This window comes from Kitasatospora sp. NBC_00070 (assembly GCF_045041205.1).
GTDB lineage: Bacteria > Actinomycetota > Actinomycetes > Streptomycetales > Streptomycetaceae > Kitasatospora.
In genome coordinates this window covers 4,107,424-4,127,714 of sequence record NZ_CP108247.1, presented here as the reverse complement: position 1 = coordinate 4,127,714, position 20,291 = coordinate 4,107,424, and the positions used below count along the sequence as shown (strand labels likewise).

The window sequence follows — 20,291 nt, the reverse complement described above, 5'->3', positions numbered from 1 at the left end:
ATGGTCGGATTGTGCGTCGGGCCGGACCGTTGTCCGCCCCGAGCGGTATCTGACTGCGGCAGGGCCAACCGGGGAAGGGTGGTCCACAGTGGCCGCCCGACCGGGGACGGCCCCGTGGGATCGGGCGCAGCGGCGCACCTGGGGGGTGTGTCGCGGCCGAACTGTGGCGCCCGGTACCGGGCACCTGTGGGGGAGGTTGGAATGACAGATCAGGATCAACTACTCGGACTGCCCGTGCCATCGTCGGCGGGCGAGAGCCCGGTCGGCCACGGTGTGGTGCCGGAGCAGCGCGGCCCGGTCCAGCGCGAGTCGTACGGCGCTCCCGGGGCGGTCGCCCCGGCGTCGGCGTCGGCTGCGGCGGACGACGCGGGAGGCACTGCGCGGCTGCGGGTGGACGCCCGGCGGAACCTGGAGAGCGTGCTGCGGGCCGCCCGGCAGGTGTTCGGGGAGATCGGCTACGGCGCCCCGATGGAGGAGGTCGCCCGGCGGGCCGGGGTCGGCGTCGGCACGGTGTACCGGCGCTTCCCGAGCAAGGAGGTCCTGGTCCAGCGGATCGCCGCCGAGGAGGTCGCCTGGCTGACCAGTCAGGCCAAGGAGTCGCTGTACGGCGGCGCCGGGCCGTGGGAGTCGCTGGCCGGGTACCTGTCCCGCGCGGTCGGCTCCGGCGCCGGGCGGCTGCTGCCGCCGTCGGCGTTCCGGTACGCCGACGAGCTGGCCACCTTCCGGGACGCGGCGGACCTGCCGCAGGTGCCGGTGCAGCGTGGATCGGAGCCGGTCTGGGATGCGGATCCCCGCCAGTTACTGCACCTGCTGGCCGCGTTGGTCGCTCGCGCGGCGGCGGCCGGCGAGCTGCGGGCGGGGGTGACGGTGTCGGACGTGGTGCTGGTGCTGACGGCGGCGGTGCCGGTGCATGCGCGGCCGGCGCGGGGCGAGGGCGACGAAGGTCAACCCCAGGACGCCCCGGCCGAGCGGTTGTTGCAGATCCTGCTGAACGGGCTCCGGGCGGGCTGAACCTCTCGGCACCCGACTCGGCGGACGGGGCTCGACGGCCTGCCGGAAGTCCCCGGGGGTTGCCCGATCGGGTGGGCTGGGGTGGAGCGGCTTTCCGCCGGGGCTGCACTATGCCAAGCTTTGGGCGTGGTTGGAGCCATTGTCCCGTTGCGCGCCGTTCGCCCGGCCATGTCCGCGCCCCCTGCGGTCCGCCGTATCCAGGTGTCCGGGAGGGCAGGTTGAGCGCCGAGGAGCAGAACGAGTACGGCCACGGCCTCGGAGCCCCCGGGCAGGTGCCGGACCAGGCGGCCGCGCCGAGCCGTGAGTCGCTGACCGGGCGGGTGCCCGGCCAGGCGGCCGCCGGACACGGCGGGGTGACCCCGGAGGCGTTCGTCGGGGCCGAGGGCGAGCCGCCCGCCCGGCCGGTGGTGCCGGCGCCCGCCGATCCGGTGGACGGTGAACGGCCGCCTTCGGACGCCGAGTTGACGGCCAAGGTGCGGGCCGGGGACGACACCGCGTACGAGGAGATCTACCGGCGGCACGCCGACTCGGTCCGCCGCTACGCCCGGACCTGCTGCCGGGACAGCTTCACCGCCGAGGACCTGGCGGGCGAGGTGTTCGCCCGCACCCTGCAGGCGCTCCGGGCGGGCAAGGGACCGGAGTTCGCGGTCCGCGCGTACCTGCTGACCGCCGTGCGGAACGTCGCCGCCGCCTGGGCGCGGAGCGAGCGGCGCGAGCAACTGGTGGACGACTTCAGCACGTTCGCGCAGACCTCGGCCGCCACCATCGACCTGGACCTGGCCGACCCGGGCGCGGACGCCTGGGCGATGGCGCTGGCCGACCAGCGGATGGTCATGCAGGCGTACGCCGAACTCCCCGAGGACGACCGGGTGGTGCTCTGGCACACCGAGGTCGAGCGGGAGTCGCCGAAGACCGTGGCGGTGCTGCTGGGCAAGACCGCCAACGCCACGGCGGTGCAGGCGCACCGGGCCCGCGACCGGCTGGCCGCCGCCTTCCTGCAGGCCCATGTGTCGGGCAGTCAGGAGCGCGACTGCGAGGCGTACGCCAACCGGCTCGGCTCCTACGCCCGGGGGTCGCTGCGCAAGCGCGCCTCGGCCGAGGTCGGGCGGCACGTCCAGGAGTGCGACCGCTGCACGGCGGCCTACCTGGAGCTGACCGAGATCAACACCGGGCTGCGGGCGATCCTGCCCGGCGGGGTGCTGCTCTGGGTCGGGGCCGGGTACTTCACGGCGGCTGCGGCGGCCGTCGGTGCCGGGGCGGTCGGCGCGGGTGCGCTGGCCGGTGCCGGTGCCGCGTCCTCCGGCTCCTCCTCCGGCGGTGCCGGGGCGGTGGCCGGGGAGGGTCTGGGTACGGCGGCCAAGGCCGGGATCGCGGCCGGGATCGCGGTGGTCGCCGCCGCGGTGGCCGCGTACGCGCTGACCGGTGCACCGGAGCCCAAGCAGCCGGCGGCGGCCCCGGCGGTCAGCGCCACGGCCGCACCGCTGCCCGCTCCCGAGCCACCGAGCCCCACCCCGGAGGCCACCCCGACCCCGGAGCCCGAGCCGTCCCCCACCCCGACCCCGGAGCCGACGCCCATCCCCGCGCCGAAGCCCGCGCCGGTGCCCTCCCCGACGCCGACCCCGGAACCGCCGGCCGAGCCGACCCCGACGCCCACCCCGCCGCCACCACCGGTGGTCGAGCTCCCGCCGGTCCCGACCCCGCCGCCGGTCCCGACGCCCACGCTCCCCACGCCGCCGGTGCCCCCGATGATGCCGACCGACTTCTGGGCCGACGTGCTGCCGTTCGGCCCGAACGGCGCGCACCGTGACCCACCGCCGGGCCCCGCCGTCCGGCGCGGCGGGAGCTGGCTCTGGCAGCGCTCCGACCTGTCGATCGGCGGCAGCCGGTACCAGCACGGCCTGAGCGTCTACGCGCCGTCCGCGGTGACCATCGACCTGAACCGGACCTGCACCACCTTCCGGGCGAACGCCGGGGTGGACGACTTCGGGATCCGGGTCGGCACCGTCAGGTTCAGCGTCGAGGGCGGCGACGGCCGGGTGCTCTGGAGTTCGGACCGGGTCGGCCCCGGCGACGCCGCGGTCCCGGTCCGGGCCGACCTGACCGGCCAGCGCTCGATCCGACTGGTCGTCACCTCGAGCGCCGACGGCTGGGGCCTGATCAACCTGGCCGACTGGGCGGACGCCCGGCTCAGCTGCCTCTGACGTGACGGTGCCCCGGGCCGCTGGGCGGTCCGGGGCACCGTGACGGTCGGTCAGACGGCGCAGGCGCCGTCCGCGCAGCTGTCCCCGTGCGGGGCGTCGGGCTCGGCCGCGGTCTCGGCCGCCACCTGCTCCAGGACCCGGAGGAAGGTGTCCGCCTCCTGGCCGCCCTGGACCGCCCACTTGCCCTCGAAGACGAAGGTGGGGACGGCGGTGATGCCGATCTCCCGGCCCTCCGCGAGCTGCGCCCGGACGGCATCCGCGCCCTCGTCACCGGCCAGGTAGCCGGTCACCCGGTCCCGGTCCAGCCCGGCGGCCACCGCGATCTCGGTGAGCTGCCCTTGGTCGCCGACGTCCACGCCCCGGCTGAAGTGCGCGGTCAGCAGCGCCTCCTTGAGCACGCCCTGGACCGCCGCGCCGTACTCGCTCTCGGCCAGGTGCAGCAACCGGTGGCCGAGGAAGGTGTTGGCGTGCAGCGCGGTGTCGAAGTCGAAGTCGATGCCCTCGCCCTTGCCGAGCTCGGTCACCCGGGCGTCCATCGCCACCGACTGCGGCCCGTACCGGTCGGCCAGCCAGGCCCGGTGCGGGGTGGCGGTCTCGGGCGCGTCCGGCACCAGCTGGTACGGGCGGTAGACCACCTCGACACCGTCCTTGCCGGCGAACCGGTCGAGGGCCTGCTCGAAGCGGCGCTTGCCGACGAAGCACCACGGGCATGCGACGTCCGACCAGATCTCGACCTTCATGACGGTGACTCTCCTGCTCTCGGGGGGACTGCCCCTGAGAACCCCGCACCCCCGGACCTGATTCCCGGCCGTCGGCGGCTGTGACCGCGAACACCCAGGTCAGTGCGCCGGCGGGGCCGGCACGACCAGGACCGGGCAGGCCGCGTGGTGCACGGCGGCGGTGCTGACCGAGCCGAGCAGCAGGCGGCTGAAGCCGCCGTTGCCCCGGGTGCCGACCACCAGGGTGTGCTGGCCCCGGGTGCAGCGCAGCAGGACCTCGATCACGTTGCCGAGCACCACGTGCAGCGCCAGTTCTCCCTGGTACGGGCGGCCCCTGGCCTGCTGGACGGTGGCCACCGCCCGGCGCAGCCCGTCCGCCATGCTGGCCGACAGGCGTTCGATGCTCTCCTGGACCAGCTCGATCATCCCCGGCGGGTAGCCGGTCGGGGACGGGTTGACCACCGCGAGGACGTACAGCGGCAGGCCGAACAGCTCGGCCTCGGCCATCGCCCGGTCGAGCGCCCAGAGCGACCCGTCCGAACCGTCGCAGGCCGCCAGCACTCCGGGCGGATCGGCGCTCGGCGACTCCCCGAGCACCGGCAGCACCTCGGGCACCGGCGTCTCCGGCCCGGCGACCTTCTCTGAGCTCGACACCCTGCCATGATGACCCGTCAGCCGCCGGTGGCCGGTGCAGGCGCGCGCGGCGGTCGCCCCGCTCAGGCCGGACGGGCCAGGGCCGGCCGCTCCGGGGCGGGCAGCCCGGTCCAGCAGGAGCCGTGCCGGCGGGCCAGGATGCGGCGGAGCCAGAGCTCGGTGGAGACCAGCTCGGCCAGGCCGGCCAGGGTGCCCGGCGGGGGCGCGGCGGCCGGGTCGGTGGCCTCGGCCAGGGCGGCCCGGACGGCGGGCAGGTCGATCAGCCCGGCCTCGGCCAGCAGGGGCGCGCGGAACAGTTCGGCCAGGCCGTCGGCGGCGAGCCGCAGCCCGTCCCGGTCCGGGCCCTGGCGGTCCGGCCGGGCCGCCCGGCCCCAGTCCGGCGGCAGGTCGGCGCGGGCGGCGCCGGTCAGCACGGCCCGCAGCAGCGCGTGCCGGGCGCCGGGCTGGAGCCGGGTCTCGATCGGGAGCATCCGGGCCGCGCGCACCACCTGGTTGTCCAGGAACGGCGCGTGCAGCCGCTGCCCGCGCTGCTCGGCGGCGTGCAGCAGGGTGCGGTACTCGGCCGCGTGCCGGTGCAGTGCGTACCTGGCCCGGCGGGCACCGGGCGGTTCGGCCGGCACCGGGCCCCGGGCCGCCAGCCGGAGCCGGAGCGCGACGGCGGACAGCGCGTCGTCGGACAGCCAGCGGGCGGCGGGGCCCGGCACGCACCAGGCGAGTTCGGCCGCCGAGACCTCGCCGAGGCTGCGCCCGGCCAGGGTGTGCCGGACCGTCAGCCGGACGGCCGCGTCGTCCAGGGCCTCCGCGTACCGGGCGCGGGCCAGCCGGTGGGCGGCGCGCCAGACCGTCAGGGGCGTGCGCAGGGTGTCCAGTACGCCGGTGGCCGCCGCCCGTTCGGCCCCGGTCAGCGCGGCCACCGGAGCGGCCAGCCGCCGGGCCCGGCCGGCCCGGACCAGATCGGCCAGCCGGGCCGGGTGACCGTCCAGCACCTGACGGGCGCCGTAGCCGGTGAGGTGGTCCGCACCGCCCGCGCTCAGCCGGCTGCCGATCCGGGCCGCCGCCACCAGCGCCGTCCCCGGCTCGTCGGTGAGCGGGCCGGGCGGCAGCCCCGCGCCGGGGTCGGCCAGCTCGGCGTACGGAAGGGTGGACGGCAGCACCAGGTGCCGCAGCCTGGGCAGTTCCGCCACGGTGCCGGCCGGGCTCTCCGCCGCGTCCCGGAGGGTCACGGCGGTCAGCACCTCGGGCCCGGCGGGGGCCGGTCCGGCCGGACGGGCCCAGGAGCCCTTCACCGCACCGGTCCGGGGAGCCGACGGGCCGTCAGCCGACGGGTGGTCGACGCTCGGTGCGGCCGGGGCGATCGGTACGGCGGCGGCGAGCAGCGCGACGGTGGCGGAGGCCGTTCCGTACGAGAGGTCGACGCCGAGCCGGGGCCGGTCGGTGCCGCCGCCGGAGGCGCGCACCCGGCAGCGGACCGACTCCAGCAGCGCGCGGGTCAGCTCGCGCACCGCGGGCGCCTCCTCGCGCTCGAAGGGTGCGCCGCCGCGCTCCGGCTCGTAGGTGGAGACGTGGGCGCGCCCGTTCCGCAGCCCGAGCAGATGGCCGGGGGCCACCCGTTGCACTCCCAGGTACGGCGAGCCCGAACCGACCGCCTCGGGCGACTCCGGGCAGGCCAGCCGGGCGGCCAGGTGCCCGGTGTCCAGCGGGGCACCGACCAGGTCGGCGAGCGGGAGCGCGGCGGTCGCGTACGCCGTGCCGCCCGCCCACGGCGTGTGGAAGACCGGCAGCACCCCGGCCAGGTCGGTGAGCAGCACCGTGCTGCGAGGTCCCGTGCGGAGCACCACCGTGTAGCTGCCGGGCCAGGTGGTGAGGTGGCGCACCGCCCCGCCCCTGGCGGTGGCCAGGCCGGCCGCGAGCTCCGGGTCCGACGCACCGCAGCGGCCGAGCACGGCCAGTCGTACGGTGCCCGGCTGGTCCGACGCCTCGTCGGCCACGTCCGCCGGTGCCCCGGTGGTCACCTCGGCGGGCGCTCCGGGGCGCAGCGTCACCAGCCGGATCTCGTCCGGCCGCCAGTCCCCCACCGCCCACAACGGGCTCGGGCCCGGCCACAGCGTCATGGCGGCCAGCGGGCGGACCGCCCCGATACCCGGCAGGGGTGCACCTGGGCACCAGCCCGTGAGCCACCGCATCGTGCCTCCGCTCCGCCGCGACACCTGCCGTACGGAGGCCATCGTGCCACCGAACACCGGCAGTTGGGCAGAACCCCCGGAAGCCGGGGGCTGGTGGAAGGTGGCAGGTGGCAGGTGGCTCAGCACACCAGGGGCTCGGGGAACTGCGACGCCGACCACGGGGCGGGTGCAAAGTGCGGGAGTGGTCGACCCCGGGCGCGGTTGAGGTCGGCGTGACGTGCGGGTTCAGGCGAAAGTGCACCACCATGCACGCGGCGATCACGCTCCGGAGGCCGGCGTCGCCGTTCCCCGAGCCCCTGGTGGTGCACCACGTGCCAGAGCGGGGCCGGCGGGCCGGGCCTCCCCCTCCGTGGCCCGGGCCGCCGTGGGGGGAATGGGGTTCGGTCGGCATGGACATCGCCGGATGGCCGAAACTCATCGCACAGCCCGGGAGGGCATCCGCATGCCCTCCCGGACCCCACCACCGCCCGCGGGGATGTAGGCAGCGGTGTCCCCCGGCCCGCCGGGTCCTCGACGACGGGCCGACCCACAGCCTCCAGCGAATCGCCGACCTGCCGATCGGGCCAGGGAGCACAGCCGGGCGCACATCTGCACCGGACCGGAGCACACCGGTCCGCCGCGCTCCCGGTGGCCCGGACCCGCCCGCGCGCCACCCCGCGCGGGATTCGTTGAGCGGCACGCGATCCCGCCATCCGGAATCCGGACTCTTAACCCTCGGAACCCGGACGACTACGCTAGGTGCAGCAGTGGCGAACGCCGGGGTCCGGTAGCGGGCCCGCCACCCCGTCCGCCACCCGCGGTCGGCCGCCGTACCGATCACGATCAAGCCAACTGCCCGGACGCACCGGCCACGGGCCGGGCCGACCCGCCCACGCCCGAGAACCGCCGGACATCGCCAGGGGGTGCCGCAGCAACCATGACCGTCAGCTCACGAGGGCCGAACGAACGGCTCGGCACGCTTCTCGGTTTGGCCCAGATCAGCAACGCGGGCCTGGCCAGGCGGGTCAACGACCTGGGCGCCCAGCGCGGCCTGACGCTGCGTTACGACAAGACCTCGGTGGCCCGCTGGGTCGGCAAGGGCATGATCCCGCAGGGCCCGGTGCCGCACCTGATCGCGACCGCGATCGGCAGCAAGCTGGGCCGCCCCGTGCCGCTGGACGAGATCGGGCTCGGCGACACCGACCCGGCGCCCGAACTCGGCCTGGCCTTCCCCCGGGAGGTGCCGGCCGCGGTCCGGTCGGCCACCGACCTCTGGCGGGTCGACCTGGAGCTGCGCCGAGGCCCCGGCGGCGGCCGGTGGAGCGACAGCCTGGCGGGCACCTTCTCGGTCGCCGCGTACGCGACGCCGGTCTCCCGTTGGCTGATCACCCCGGCCGACGGCTCGGTGGCCCGGGGCGAGCCCGCGCCCGACCTGAGCGGCTACCGGGTCGGCCACTCGGACGCCGCCAAGCTCCGCGAGGCGGCCCAGGAGGCCCGCCGCTGGGACTCCAAGTACGGCGGCGGGGACTGGCGTTCGTCGATGGTGCCGGAGTGCCTGCGGGTCGAGGCGGCCCCGCTGCTGCTCGGCTCGTACAGCGACGCGGTGGGCCGGGCGCTGTTCGGCGCGACGGCCGAACTCACCCGGCTGGCCGGGTGGATGGCCTTCGACACCGGCCAGCACGAGGCCGCCCAGCGCTACTACATCCAGGCCCTCCGGCTGGCCCGGGCGGCGGCCGACGTGCCGCTCGGCGGCTACGTGCTCGCCTCGATGAGCCTCCAGGCCTGCTACCGGGGCTTCGCCGAGGAGGCGGTCGACCTGGCCCAGGCCGCGCTGGAGCGGAACCGGGGCCTGGCGACCACCCGGACGATGAGCTTCTTCCACCTGGTCGAGGCCCGGGCCCACGCCAGGAACGGCAACGCCCCGGCCTGCGCGACCGCGCTCTCCGCCGCGGAGAGCGCGTTGGAGCGGGCCCGCGCCGGTGACTCCGACCCGCCCTGGATCGACTTCTACGCCTACGACCGGCTGGCCGCCGACGCCGCCGAGTGCTTCCGCGACCTCGGCGAGCCCAGCAAGGTCCGGCAGTTCACCCGCGAGGCGCTGGCCCGCCCGACCGAGGGCTACGTGCGTTCGCACGGCTTACGGCTGTTCGTCTCCGCGATGGCCGAGGCCGAGGCCGGCGACCTGGACGCCGCCGTCGCCGCCGGCGAACGCGCGGTCGAGGTGGCCGGCCGGATCTCCTCCCAGCGCAGCCGGGAGTACGTCCGCGAGCTGCTCCGCCGGCTGGAGCCGTTCCAGGAGGAGCGCCGGGTCCGCGAGTTGACCGAACGCGCCCGACTGGTGCTGGTCGCCCCCGTCTAATTCGAAGGCCCGCGCGGCAGGACGCGGGTAGTGTTCCTGGTGTCCAGGTGCGCAGGCAGGGGCTACTTCGGCTCTGGCGGGCGCGGGTTCGAGTCCCGCTTCCACCTTCGGGTGGGGTAGCTCAGTCGGTAGAGCACCAGATTTTCGCCTCTGCTGCTTCGGTTCTCTGGACACCTACTTCTGAACAGCTTTCCGCGGCTCCGCCCGGCGGCTCTGCGATGCCTCCCTGCGGCTTCACCACCCAGCAGGGAGACATCGGCATGTCCCGGTTCAACGTCCGCACGGCCAAGGCCGCTTCGACCTCCCCCGTGCGCACCACCGGCCGGCCGACGGTCACCGGCGAGGGCGGCCACGGGTACCTGCGCGACGCGCGCTCCGAACTCTTCCTGCTCGCGGTCGCCAACCTGGTCGGACAGCGCTCGTTCTACGAGAGCGCCGAGGCCAGGGACGACCGCTACACCAGGCTGGTCCGCGAACTCGCCGTCAGCGATCCGGAGTGGACCCTCGCGCTGCTCCGCTGGCTGCGGTACGGGGCCCAGCTGCGGACCACCGCGCTGGTCGGCGCCGCCGAGTTCACCCGGGCCAGGCTCGACGCCGAGCTGCCCGGCCACTCCCGGCAGGTGATCGACGCCGTGCTGCAACGCCCGGACGAGCCGGGCGAGTTCCTGGCCTACTGGACCGGCCGGTACGGCCGGTCACTCCCCAAGCCGGTCAAGCGCGGGGTCGCCGACGCCGCCCGCCGGCTCTACAACGGCCGGGCCCTGCTCAAGTACGACACCGGTTCCAAGGCCTACCGCTTCGGCGACGTCCTGGAGCTGACCCACCCCTCGCCGGACCCGCAGAAGCCCTGGCAGGACGAACTGTTCCGGTACGCCCTGGACCGGCGGCACCACCCCGACACCGCGGTCGTCCCGACCTCGGACCAACTGCTGCTCGCCAACCGCGAGTTGCTGGCCACCCCGGTGGCGGAGCGGCGCGCCCTGGTCACCGGCCCGGGCGGTGCGGAGCTGCTGGCGACGGCCGGGCTGACCTGGGAGGCGCTGGCGGGCTGGCTGCAGGGGCCGCTGGACGCCGCCGTCTGGGAGGCGGTCATCCCGTCGATGGGTCCGATGGCGCTGGTCCGCAACCTGCGCAACTTCGACCGGGCGGGCGTGAGCGACGAGGTGGCCGCCGAGGTCGCCCGACGGATCAGCGACCGGGGCGAGGTGGCCAGGTCACGGCAGTTCCCGTTCCGCTACCTGGCCGCGTACCGCAACGCACCGTCGCTGCGCTGGGGGCATCCGCTGGAGCTCGCGCTCGGGCACTCGCTCGCCAACGTGCCAGCGCTGCCCGGACGGACGCTGGTCCTGGTCGACCGCTCGTGGTCGATGTTCGACCGGCCGAGCGGTCAGAGCCGGCTCAACCGGGCCGACTCGGCGGCGATCTTCGGCACCGCGCTGAAGGTCAGGGCCGCCGACGCCGATCTGGTCGAGTTCGGTACCGGCAGCCGGCTGCTCACGGTCGACCGGGGCGAGTCCGTACTGAAGGTTCTGGACCGGTTCGGTTCGCTCGGCGGCACCGACACCGCCGAGGCGGTCCGCACGCACTACCGCGACCACGACCGGGTGGTGATCGTGACCGACGAGCAGGCGCAGCGGGCACCGTCCGGCGATCCGCTCACCCCCGTCCCGGCCAACGTCCCGGTCTACACCTGGAACCTGGCCGGGTACGCCGCCGCCCACAGCCCGTCCGGCCCCAACCGGCACACCTTCGGCGGCCTGACCGACGCCGCGTTCCGGCTGATCCCGCTGCTGGAACGCGGCCGCGACGCCGGCTGGCCCTGGGAGTGAGATCCGGTCACCCGCCCACCCGGGCGGGTGACCGGGACTAGCATCGCCGGAGAGCTGGGAATCGGCGAAGGAGCGGGCATGGCCGAGGAGTTCGACGTCGTGGTGGTCGGTGGGGGGATCGTCGGGCTGTCCACGGCGTACGCGTTGACGGTGGCCGGGCCCGGGGTGCGGGTGGCGGTGCTGGAGAAGGAGCCGGACTTCGCCGCCCACCAGACCGGCCGCAACAGCGGGGTCATCCACAGCGGGGTGTACTACCGCCCGGGGTCGCTCAAGGCGCGGTACGCCACGTCGGGCGCCGCCGAGATGGTGGAGTTCTGCCGCGAGCAGGGCATCCCGTACGAGGTCACCGGCAAGCTCATCGTGGCCACCGGGGAGGGCGAACTCCCGCGCCTGCGCGCCTTGGCGGAGCGCGGCCGGGAGAACGGCATCCCGGTCACCGAGCTCGGTCCGGCCGGGATCGCCGAGTACGAGCCCGAGGTGACCGGGCCGGCCGGGCTGCACATCGGCACCACCGGGATCTGCGACTACCCCGCCGTGGCCCGCCGGTACGCCGCGCTCGCCGCCGAGGCCGGGGCGGTGCTGCGCACCGGCACCGCGCTGCGGGCCGTGCACCGCCGCCCGGACGGGCTGACCCTGCACGCCGGGGACCGCGAACTGCGCACCGGCGTGCTGGTGAACTGCGCGGGCCTGCACAGCGACCGGATCGCCCGGCTGGCCGGCGACGACCCGGGGGTGCGGATCGTTCCCTTCCGCGGCGAGTACTACGAACTCACCAAGGAGCGGAGGGAGTTGGTGCGCGGGCTGGTCTACCCGGTGCCCGATCCGGCCTTCCCCTTCCTCGGCGTGCACCTCACCCGGGGCATCCACGGTGACGTGCACGTCGGGCCGAACGCCGTCCCCGCGCTGGCCCGCGAGGGCTACGACTGGCGCACCGTCCGGCTCGGCGACCTGGCCGAGACGGTCCGGTTCCCCGGCACCTGGCGGATCGCCCGGCGGCACTGGCGGTACGAGCTGGGCGAGTTGCACCGTTCGCTGTCCAAGCGGGCCTTCACCACCGCGGTCCGGCGCCTGCTGCCCGCGGTGACCGCCGCCGACCTGGTCCCGGCCACCGCCGGGGTCCGGGCGCAGGCGGTGGCGGCGGACGGGACGCTGCTGGACGACTTCGCCTTCGCGGGCTTCGACCCGGCCGACCCGGGGTCGACCCGGCGGATGGTGCACGTGCTGAACGCCCCCTCCCCGGCGGCCACCGCCTCGCTCGCGATCGGCCGCGAGGTGGCCCGGCGGGGGCTGGCCGCGCTGGCCGCGGGCGGCTGAGGCGGACGGCCGCCGGCCCCGGACCGGCCTCCCGTAGACTTGGCCGATTGTGACTGCCACCGCCCCCAGCCCCCAGCCGTCCCCGTCCGCGCGCCTGTCCGCCGCACCCGCCGGGTACCCCGCGCCGATGTACCCGCACCGGGCCACCGAGGCCCAGCACCGCGAGCACCGGATCCGCAGCTTCCAGCCCCGCCGGGGCCGGATGACCCCCGCCCAGGCGGGCGCGCTGGACCGGGGGTGGGAGCGGTACGGCCTGGCGATCGACGGCAGCCCGCTGGACCTGGCGGAGCTGTTCGGCGGCCTGCCGGTGACCCTGGAGATCGGCTTCGGGATGGGCGAGACCACGGCCGCGATGGCGGCGGCCGACCCGGCGATGGGCATCCTGGCCGCCGACGTGCACACCCCGGGCCACGGCAACCTGCTCCAGCTGCTGGAGCGCACCGACTCGGTCAACGTCCGCCCGGCCGCCGGGGACGCGGTGATCCTGCTCCGCGACATGCTGCCGGACGCCTCGCTGGCCGGACTCCGGGTCTACTTCGCCGACCCGTGGCCGAAGCCGAAGCACCACAAGCGCCGGCTGGTCCAGGAGTCCTTCCTCGACCTGGTGCTGCCCCGACTGGCGCCCGGCGCGCTGGTGCACTGCGCCACCGACTGGGAGCCGTACGCCGAGCAGATGCTGGCCGTGCTCTCCGCCTCGCCCGAGCTGACGAACCTGCACCCCGAGGGTGACGGCACCGGCTGGCTGGAGCCCGCCGAGCACCCGGCCGGCAGCGTCCCCGGCTACGCGCCGCGCCCGGACTGGCGGCCGGTCACCAAGTTCGAGCGGGCCGGGATCGCCAAGGGCCACGTCGTGCACGACCTGCTGTTCCGCCGCCGCTGACCGCACCTGGACCGGACCGGCCGGCGCCCTAGCACACCGGGTGATCCGTTCGGTGCGGATCGCCCCGACGCCTCCCGTCGGGGCCGGGGGTTCCCCTACCCTGTGCGCGTGAGCAGTCCGCCCAGCGGCGGCCCGTACCCCCACGCCCCGGCCCCGGCCGGGGAACGCGCCGTCACCGTCGACCCGCCCACCCGCACCACCGCCGGCACCCGGACCATCCCGGGGCCCCGGGTGCGGCGGGCGGGCCCGTTGCTGTCCTGGCACCCGTACGTCCGCGCCGAGGACCTGCTCCGGCGCGCCCGGTCGCTGCGCTACCCGGCGCTCTCCTCCGCGCTGGCCGCCCTCGCCCTGGCGGGCTGCGGGGTGCTGATCCTCCAACTGGTGCACCGGCAGACCGGGACCACCGGGCTGCTGGTCGGGCTCGGGCTGGCGCTGCTGCCGCTCCCGTTCGTGCTGGGCGCGCTCGCCTGGCTGAACCAGACCGCCCGGGTGCCGCTCCGGCACACCCTGTTCTGCCTGGCCTGGGGCGCCTGCGCGGCGACCACGGTGGCGATCCTGGCCAACGGCTGGGCCGGTGACTTCCTGATCGCCCGTCAGGGCAGCGACCGGGGCGAGACGCTGCTCGCCGACTTCGCCACCCCGCTGATCGAGGAGAGCGCGAAGGGCGCGGCGCTGCTGATGCTGCTGCTGCCGGTCCGCCGCCGGCTCCGCTGTCACGTGCAGCGGATCTGCGCGGTCCCGCTCCGGCACCGGCCGGCCACCGGGCGGCGGGCGGCCCGTACCGGCCGACCGCACCGCCCGACGGCGGGCCGGCCCCGGCTGCGCCGGCTCCCGTACTTCCGGCGCCCGGCCCGGGCCCGTACGCACACCCGGGCCAGGTCCAGCCCCCGCACCCTGTCCGCCGGGGTGGTGCTGGGCGGGGTGACGGCCTGCGGCTTCGCCTTCACCGAGAACGCGCTCTACCTCGGGCGGGCCTTCACCGACGACCAGCAGAGCCGGCTGGACAGCATCGGCCTGGGCGGGGCGCCGAGCCTGCGCGACTTCGACTCCACCGTGCACACCTTCGTGCTGCGCGGCCTGCTCTCGCCGTTCGCGCACCCGCTGTTCACCGCCCTGGCCGGCCTCGGCATCGCGATCAGCCTGACCACCGGACGGCACTGGCTGGCCCGGCTGGCCGCCCCGGTCGGGCTGCTGCTGGCGATGACGGTGCACGGCGGCTGGAACGCCGCCGCCGGGCTGGGCACCAACGGGTTCCTGCTGTTCTACGCCGCGCTGATGGTGCCCTGCTTCGCCGCCCTGGTCTGCTTCGCGTTCTGGGCCAGGACCCGGGCCAGAGCGGGCCGGCACCGCCCTTCCCCGGCCTGAACCGAAACCGATTTCCCTTTCGCCCGGCACTCACGTAGTGTCGTGTTTACCGACGCGGGGTGGAGCAGCTCGGTAGCTCGCTGGGCTCATAACCCAGAGGTCGCAGGTTCAAATCCTGTCCCCGCTACTCAGTAGCACAGAAGGCCCGGCAGACATCGTCTGCCGGGCCTTCTGCCGTTCCCGGGCACCCCACCACCACCCGCACCGAAACCGATTTCCCTTTCGCCCGGCACTCACGTAGTGTCGTGTTTACCGACGCGGGGTGGAGCAGCTCGGTAGCTCGCTGGGCTCATAACCCAGAGGTCGCAGGTTCAAATCCTGTCCCCGCTACTCAGTAGCACAGAAGGCCCGGCAGACATCGTCTGCCGGGCCTTCTGCCGTTCCCGGGCACCCCACCACCACCCGCACCGAATAAATCCGTTGTGCCGTCCGGGAGGGCTGCCTACAGTTGGCAGCACACTGAAAGGAGGTGATCCTGAGTTGAGTTCCATCAGGATGTGTGAGGTGGCTGCTCGCTAGAGCCGCCCCTGCCTGTGCAGTAGTGAGGCCGGTACCAGCCTCCGGCGGCAGGCAATTCCCAGCAGTCACCCGGCCCGTGGGTTCACCGGAGACATCCCCGGTGCCTCGACGCCCGTCCCCTTCGGGGGCCGGCCGCGAGGAGCGAACCCACGGGCCGTCTGCATGTCCGGGGCCGGTACGTCATGATGGTGCGCCGGGGGTGGGTGCGATGGCGGAACAGCGGGTGTCCCGGCAGGAGTTGATCCGGCGCAGGCGGCGCGGCGGGTTCGTCGGACGGCGGGCCGAGCTGGCCGCGTTCCGGGAGAACCTGGACCGCGACCCGGCCGACGAGGCGTACCAGTTCCTGTTCCACGTCCGGGGCAACGCGGGCGTCGGCAAGACCTCGCTGCTGCGGCAGCTGGAGGCGGTCGCCCGGGAGCGCGACTCGGTCACCGCGTACCTGGACGACGACGTGCACAGCGCGGTCGAGGCGATGGCGGCGATCAGTGCCCAGTGCGAGCGGCAGGGGCGGCCGCTGAAGCGGTTCGACCGGCTGCTGGCCGGCTACCGGCAGCGGCGGCACGAGGCGGAGAGCGCCGAGCCGGGGCAGTCCGACGGGGAGCCCTCGGTGGCCGGCACCCTGGCGGCCCAGGTCGGTCTGGCCGGGCTCGGCGCGGTGCCGGTGGTGGGCGCGCTGGCCGGTGCGGTCGACCCGCAGCAGGTGGCGCTCGGCGCGGACCGGCTACGTGGCCTGCTGAGTGCGCGGCTGCGCAGCCACGACGACGTGCAGCTGGTGCTCACGCCCGTCCCGCTGCTGACCCCGGTGTTCCTCGCCGACCTGGCCGAACTGGCCGGGCGGCTGCCCCGGGTGGCGCTGTTCTTCGACACCTACGAGCGGACCGCCCCGGTGCTGGACGGCTGGCTGCGGGAGCTGCTGGTCGGCGGCGGGTACGGCGACCTGCCACTGAACGTGCTGGTGGTGCTGGCCGGGCAGCGCCGGCTGGACCCCCGGGTCTGGGCCGACTCGATGGACCTGGTCGCCGAGCTGCCGTTGGAGGTGTTCACCGAGACCGAGGCGCGGCAGCTGCTGACCGCCCGGGGGATCACCGACGAGCGGGTGACCGGGACGGTGCTCCGGCTGGCCGGCGGGCTGCCGGTGCTGCTGGACACTCTGGCGCAGACCAGGCCGGCCGGTCCCGAGGCGGTGCAGGACCCGTCCGGCACCGCCGTGGAGCGGTTCCTGCGCTGGGAGACCGACCCGGAGCGACGGGCCGCCGCGCTGGCCTGCGCGCTGCCGCTCCAGCTCGACCAGGACGTCTACGAGGTGCTGGCCGAGGGCGACCACTACGCCTGGCTGCGCGCCCTGCCGTTCGTCAACGACCAGGCGGGGCGGGTCCGTTACCACGACGTGGTGCGGACCCCGATGCTCCGTCTGCAGCGCACCGGGTCACCGCTCGGCTGGCGCGAGCAGCACACCGCGCTGGCCGAGGCGTTCGGACGCTGGCGGGCGGCGCTGGAGCAGGACCTGCCGCCGGACGGGCGCTGGGCGGACGGGACCTGGCTGGAGTACCGGCTGGGCGAGACCTACCACCGGCTCTGCGCCAACCCGCACCAGGCGCTGCCCGCCGCCCTGGTGGAGCTGGTCGCCGCCTGCGCGAGCGGCGACTCGGCCTGCCGACGGGCCGCCCAGGTGGTGGTGCAGGCCGCCCGGGACACCGAGGCGGAGCCGCTCGGCCGTTGGGGCGAGCGGCTCGGCGGCCTGGACGAGGACCCCGAACTCGCGCTGCTCACCCTGCTGTTGACCGAGCCGGGACTGCCCGCCGAGCACCGGGCGGACTGCTTCCTGGCCCGGGCCGGCCGGTACGGGGCCGCCGGCGACCACCCGGCGGCGGTGGCCGACTGCACGGCGGCGCTGGCGCTCGACCCCGGCTCCGCCCGGGCGTACGCGTCCCGGGCGGTCGGCCTGCGGGCGCTGAAGCAGCTGCCGGAGGCGCTGGCCGACTACCAGCGGGCCGTCGAACTGGCGCCCGGGCAGCCCGCGTTGCTGGTACAGCGGGGTCGGCTGCTGCGCACCCTGGGCCGCTTCGAGGAGGCCCTGCGCGACCTCGACCTGGCCGTCGGGCTCGACCCGGCGGACTGGCTGCACCGGGCCGAGCGCGGCGAGACCCACCGCCTGGCCGACCGCCCGGCCGAGGCGCTGGCCGAGCTCACCCGGGCCACCGAGCTGAACGGCGCGGCGGCCTGGCCGTGGGCCAGCCGGGGCTGGGTGCTGCACCAGCTCGGCCGGGGCGGCGAGGCACTGGCCGACCTGGACCGCTCGCTCGAACTGGACCCGCGCCAGCCGTGGGCCCTCACCCGCCGGGCCGAACTGCACCGCAGGGCGGACCGGTTCGAGGCGGCGCTGACCGATCTGGACCTGGCCGTCACGCTCTCCCCCGGCTGGCAGTGGGTGGTCGCCGAACGCGGCGAGACCCACCGGCTGGCGGGACGGCCCGGCCGGGCACTGGCCGACTTCTCCCGGGCGATCGAGCTCAGCCCGACGTACGCCTGGGCCCTGGTCCGCCGGGGCCAGACCCACCAGCTGCTCGGAGCGCACCGGGAGGCGCTCGCCGACTGGGCCGAGGCGCGTCGGCTCGACCCGGATCTGACGGACCGGATGCTGGCCGCTGCACAGCACCGAACCGGCACGTTCCGGGTCCGGTTGGCGGAGGGTGGCGCCGGGGGCCTGCCCGGGGCGTGACGGGTCCGCTACAGTCGCAGCGCGGTTCGGGCGGCGGGAGGGGCGTGCGGTGGGACTGGAACGTGACGGGCAGTTGGCACCGGCGGCGCGGGCCGGGCTCGGCGCCGTGGTCGGGGCCGGCCTGCTGGGGCTCGGCCTGTACGCCTCGGCCAGCGCGGACTGGGCGGCGGCGCTCGGCGGCGGCCTGGTGGTGTCGGCCAGTTCGATGATGGTCGGCGGCGCGGTCGGGTTCCTGTTCGGCATCCCCCGGCTGCTGACCAGCGGTGCGGCGGCCCAACCCGCCGACCTGAGCACCACGTCCACCGCGAGCTACGCGCCGAACACCAACCTGGAGCAGGTCTCCGACTGGCTGACCAAGATCCTGCTGGGCGCCGGGCTGACCCAGATCGGCACCCTGCCGCGCCGGCTGGCACAGCTCGGCGACGCGCTGGCCCCGGTGGTCGGCAACGGCAGCGGCGCCTCGGCCTTCGCGGCCTCGCTCGCGGTGTACTTCACCGTGGTCGGCTTCCTCTCCGGCTGGCTGCTCACCCGCCTCCGGCTGGCCCGCGCGCTGTCCACCGCCGACCGGCAGACGCTGGCCGACTCGGTCGGCCAGACCGTCCGCCGGGCCCGGGAGCTGAACTTCAGCCCGGCCGAGGTCAGGAAGCTGTTCGAGGCCGAGACCGAGGGTCTGCGGGTGCAGGCGCTGGCCCTGTTCCAGGGGCGGCCGGACCACGAGAACCTGCCGCTGGTGATCGGCGCGATCCGCAGCGACCTGTCCGCGTTCGAGCTGCTGCAGGCGATGCTGGCCGCCCGGGAGGCGGTGCTCCAGCTCCCGCTGACCCCCGAGGAGAAGCGCAGCCTGCGCTTCGCGGTGGAGGACAAGCTGCGCAACGTCAGGACCGCGCCGCGGGACTCCCGCCGCCGGGTGGTCGGCGAGGAGATCCTCAAGAAGCTCCCCGCCGAGGTCCCGAGCCCCACCGCCGCGCCTTCCTGAGCACCAGCACCCGGCGGGTCCGGCCGTCGCCCGGGCGGGCGAACCTGACGATCTCGCTGGCCACCCGGTGCTCGCCCAGCGCCGAGCGCAGCTGCGGCAGGTGCGGGCAGGGGCGGCCGGCGCCGTCGTGCAGCGGGTGGACCCGGACCTCGCCGTCCGGGTCGGTGACCCGGACCAGCTCCAGCAGCCCGGCGAGCTGCCGCTCGGGCGGGAACAGCTCGGGGTAGGCGAACAGCAGGTAGGCGCTCAGGGTGAGCGCGAACGAGCCGTCGGCGAACGGGAGTCCGGGCAGCGCGGCGGCCACGTAGCGCTCCGGCCGGGCGGCACTGTCGGCCGCGAACAGCCGGCGGGCCCGGTCCCAGCTGCGCAGGTAGCGCTCGGGGCACAACTGCCCGGCGGGCAGGTGCCGCTCCGGGGCCACCGCCAGGCAGGCGGCCATCCGGTCCCGGCCGGCCACCGCCAGCGCGGTGAGCTCGGGCCGCGGGGCCGCGTACGCCGGATCGGTGGCGATCACCGTGACGCCGAGCTCACGGGCCTCGGCGGTCAGCCCGGCCGCGCCGCCCGGGCAGTCCAGCACCGGCCCGGGCACCGCAGCCAGCGCGGCCCTGGTCAGGCCGAACAGGCCGCAGTACTCGTCCAGCGGACGCGAGGTGATCAGCGTGCCGGGGGTGTGCACCGGACCTCCCGGGGATGCGTCAGGCCCGGTACCGGGGAGCGGTACCGGGCCTGTTCATCGGAGCACGGGAGCGGCTGGGCCGCATCCGGTCAGCGGCTGCCGCACAGCCCCTTGACCGCCGCCCGGGAGAGGTTGGTCAGGCCGCGGATCAGCGCCGGGGTCAGGAAGACCAGCACCAGGCCGAGCAGCGAGACGCCCGCGAGGTCCCCGGCCGAGGTGAGGTAGTACTCGTGGTGCGCCCCGGCGTCGGTGGTGAAGTCGTAGACCCGGTAGCCCGGCCAGTCGGTGTAGCGGGCGAACACCCAGTGGTAGGCCGGGTAGAGCGCGAGCACCCAGCCGGTCACCAGGAAGGTCACCGTCAGGGTGAAGCTCAGGATGCTCCAGGGCAGCATCAGCACCTGGTACAGCGCCGCCTTCCAGCCCGCCTTGTCGGCCATCCGGGCGGTGACGGAGCCCCAGAAGCCGGGCCGGGACTGCGCCACCGGAGCGGGGGCGGCGACCTCGGTGCCGAGCAGGGTGGCGGCCCGGTGCCGCTCCAGCGCGGCGAAGCCCCGCGATCCTGAGGTGAACAGGGCGAACACCGGGAACCCGAGCGCGGTCACCAGCAGGCCGACCCCGAGCGAGAAGAAGGTGACCGCGAAGGTGAAGCCCAGGATCGCGATCGGCAGCGAGCCGAGCACGAAGCCGACCTCCCGGTAGGTGGCAGCGGCGAACGGCGCCCGCCAGAACCCCGGCCGCACCCGACCGCTGCTGTTGCCGACACTGCTGCTGCGCTCGGCGTACGGGAAGGTCTGACTGGTCATCACCGGCTCCTCGGTCTGGTTGCCCTGCTCGCTGCCCACCCCTCAAAGGTGCCCGATCGGAGCCGTCCGCGACATGAGGTCCCCCGGCGGACCGGGGGTGGGGA

General features: G+C 75.5%; 14 protein-coding genes and 2 tRNA genes. 11 read left to right on the top strand and 5 right to left on the bottom strand.

Features of this window, described 5'->3' with window-relative positions; translation table 11 throughout:
• The first annotated feature begins 201 nt into the window (after positions 1-201).
• Together OHV05_RS19140 and OHV05_RS19135 are read left to right on the top strand one after the other, a co-directional pair.
• Positions 202-1,011, top strand: a complete 810-nt coding sequence (locus tag OHV05_RS19140; protein WP_405018770.1) for a TetR/AcrR family transcriptional regulator — start codon at positions 202-204, stop codon at positions 1,009-1,011.
• A gap of 218 nt (positions 1,012-1,229) precedes the next feature.
• Complete coding sequence (locus tag OHV05_RS19135) at positions 1,230-3,212, top strand: sigma-70 family RNA polymerase sigma factor (RefSeq protein ID WP_405018769.1); 1,983 nt, start codon at positions 1,230-1,232, stop codon at positions 3,210-3,212.
• Between the two features lie 50 nt (positions 3,213-3,262).
• Here the strand turns inward: OHV05_RS19135 and OHV05_RS19130 are convergent, their stop codons facing one another.
• The 3 genes from OHV05_RS19130 to OHV05_RS19120 form a co-directional block, all read right to left on the bottom strand.
• Positions 3,263-3,952 (bottom strand): DsbA family oxidoreductase, encoded by a 690-nt coding sequence (locus OHV05_RS19130; RefSeq protein ID WP_405018768.1) that lies wholly within the window; start codon positions 3,950-3,952, stop codon positions 3,263-3,265.
• A 99-nt stretch (positions 3,953-4,051) separates the two neighbouring features.
• Positions 4,052-4,585, bottom strand: coding sequence for a universal stress protein (locus OHV05_RS19125; RefSeq protein ID WP_403045311.1), 534 nt, complete (start codon positions 4,583-4,585; stop codon positions 4,052-4,054).
• Positions 4,586-4,647: 62 nt separating this feature from the next.
• The gene (locus OHV05_RS19120) at positions 4,648-6,696 is read right to left on the bottom strand and encodes an asparagine synthase-related protein (protein ID WP_405018767.1); all 2,049 of its coding nucleotides are present in this window, start codon (positions 6,694-6,696) and stop codon (positions 4,648-4,650) included.
• A gap of 988 nt (positions 6,697-7,684) precedes the next feature.
• Between OHV05_RS19120 and OHV05_RS19115 the strand changes: the two genes are divergently transcribed.
• The 9 genes from OHV05_RS19115 to OHV05_RS19075 all read left to right on the top strand — a co-directional run bounded on the left by OHV05_RS19115 (position 7,685) and on the right by OHV05_RS19075 (position 18,708).
• Positions 7,685-9,106 (top strand): MFS transporter, encoded by a 1,422-nt coding sequence (locus OHV05_RS19115; protein ID WP_403045307.1) that lies wholly within the window; start codon positions 7,685-7,687, stop codon positions 9,104-9,106.
• A gap of 260 nt (positions 9,107-9,366) precedes the next feature.
• Positions 9,367-10,935 carry a TROVE domain-containing protein gene (locus tag OHV05_RS19110; RefSeq protein ID WP_405018766.1) on the top strand — a complete coding sequence of 523 codons (1,569 nt, stop codon included), beginning with the start codon at positions 9,367-9,369 and terminating at the stop codon, positions 10,933-10,935.
• Between the two features lie 78 nt (positions 10,936-11,013).
• Positions 11,014-12,249, top strand: a complete 1,236-nt coding sequence (gene lhgO, locus OHV05_RS19105; protein WP_405018765.1) for an L-2-hydroxyglutarate oxidase — start codon at positions 11,014-11,016, stop codon at positions 12,247-12,249.
• A 49-nt stretch (positions 12,250-12,298) separates the two neighbouring features.
• Entirely contained in the window at positions 12,299-13,129 is an 831-nt protein-coding gene (gene trmB / locus OHV05_RS19100) for a tRNA (guanosine(46)-N7)-methyltransferase TrmB (protein ID WP_405018764.1), read from the top strand.
• A 108-nt stretch (positions 13,130-13,237) separates the two neighbouring features.
• On the top strand, positions 13,238-14,494 hold the full coding sequence (locus OHV05_RS19095) for a PrsW family intramembrane metalloprotease (RefSeq protein WP_405018763.1): 1,257 nt from the start codon (positions 13,238-13,240) through the stop codon (positions 14,492-14,494).
• Between the two features lie 53 nt (positions 14,495-14,547).
• Positions 14,548-14,621, top strand: a tRNA-Met gene (locus tag OHV05_RS19090).
• Between the two features lie 129 nt (positions 14,622-14,750).
• Positions 14,751-14,824: transfer RNA gene (locus tag OHV05_RS19085), tRNA-Met, on the top strand.
• A gap of 397 nt (positions 14,825-15,221) precedes the next feature.
• A complete protein-coding gene (locus OHV05_RS19080; RefSeq protein WP_405018762.1) occupies positions 15,222-17,732 on the top strand; it encodes a tetratricopeptide repeat protein in 2,511 nt (836 codons plus the stop codon).
• 49 nt (positions 17,733-17,781) lie between these two features.
• Positions 17,782-18,708 (top strand): hypothetical protein, encoded by a 927-nt coding sequence (locus tag OHV05_RS19075; RefSeq protein ID WP_405018761.1) that lies wholly within the window; start codon positions 17,782-17,784, stop codon positions 18,706-18,708.
• On the opposite strand, the gene OHV05_RS19070 is transcribed toward OHV05_RS19075, so the two are convergent.
• Positions 18,659-19,384, bottom strand: a complete 726-nt coding sequence (locus OHV05_RS19070) for a hypothetical protein (RefSeq protein WP_405018760.1) — start codon at positions 19,382-19,384, stop codon at positions 18,659-18,661. The two genes, OHV05_RS19075 and OHV05_RS19070, sit on opposite strands and share 50 nt — an antisense overlap.
• Before the next feature lie 89 nt (positions 19,385-19,473).
• Positions 19,474-20,226, bottom strand: a complete 753-nt coding sequence (locus tag OHV05_RS19065; protein ID WP_405018759.1) for a sensor domain-containing protein — start codon at positions 20,224-20,226, stop codon at positions 19,474-19,476.
• Positions 20,227-20,291: the final 65 nt, after the last annotated feature.

Bases quoted from the DNA above. Each gene is read 5' to 3' on its own strand.
- OHV05_RS19140 (WP_405018770.1), top strand. From the start codon at position 202: ATGACAGATCAGGATCAACTACTCGGACTGCCCGTGCCATCGTCGGCG.
- OHV05_RS19130 (WP_405018768.1), bottom strand. From the start codon at position 3,952: ATGAAGGTCGAGATCTGGTCGGACGTCGCATGCCCGTGGTGCTTCGTC.
- OHV05_RS19120 (WP_405018767.1), bottom strand. From the start codon at position 6,696: ATGACGCTGTGGCCGGGCCCGAGCCCGTTGTGGGCGGTGGGGGACTGG.
- OHV05_RS19115 (WP_403045307.1), top strand. From the start codon at position 7,685: ATGACCGTCAGCTCACGAGGGCCGAACGAACGGCTCGGCACGCTTCTC.
- OHV05_RS19110 (WP_405018766.1), top strand. From the start codon at position 9,367: ATGTCCCGGTTCAACGTCCGCACGGCCAAGGCCGCTTCGACCTCCCCC.
- lhgO (WP_405018765.1), top strand. From the start codon at position 11,014: ATGGCCGAGGAGTTCGACGTCGTGGTGGTCGGTGGGGGGATCGTCGGG.
- OHV05_RS19080 (WP_405018762.1), top strand. From the start codon at position 15,222: ATGGCGGAACAGCGGGTGTCCCGGCAGGAGTTGATCCGGCGCAGGCGG.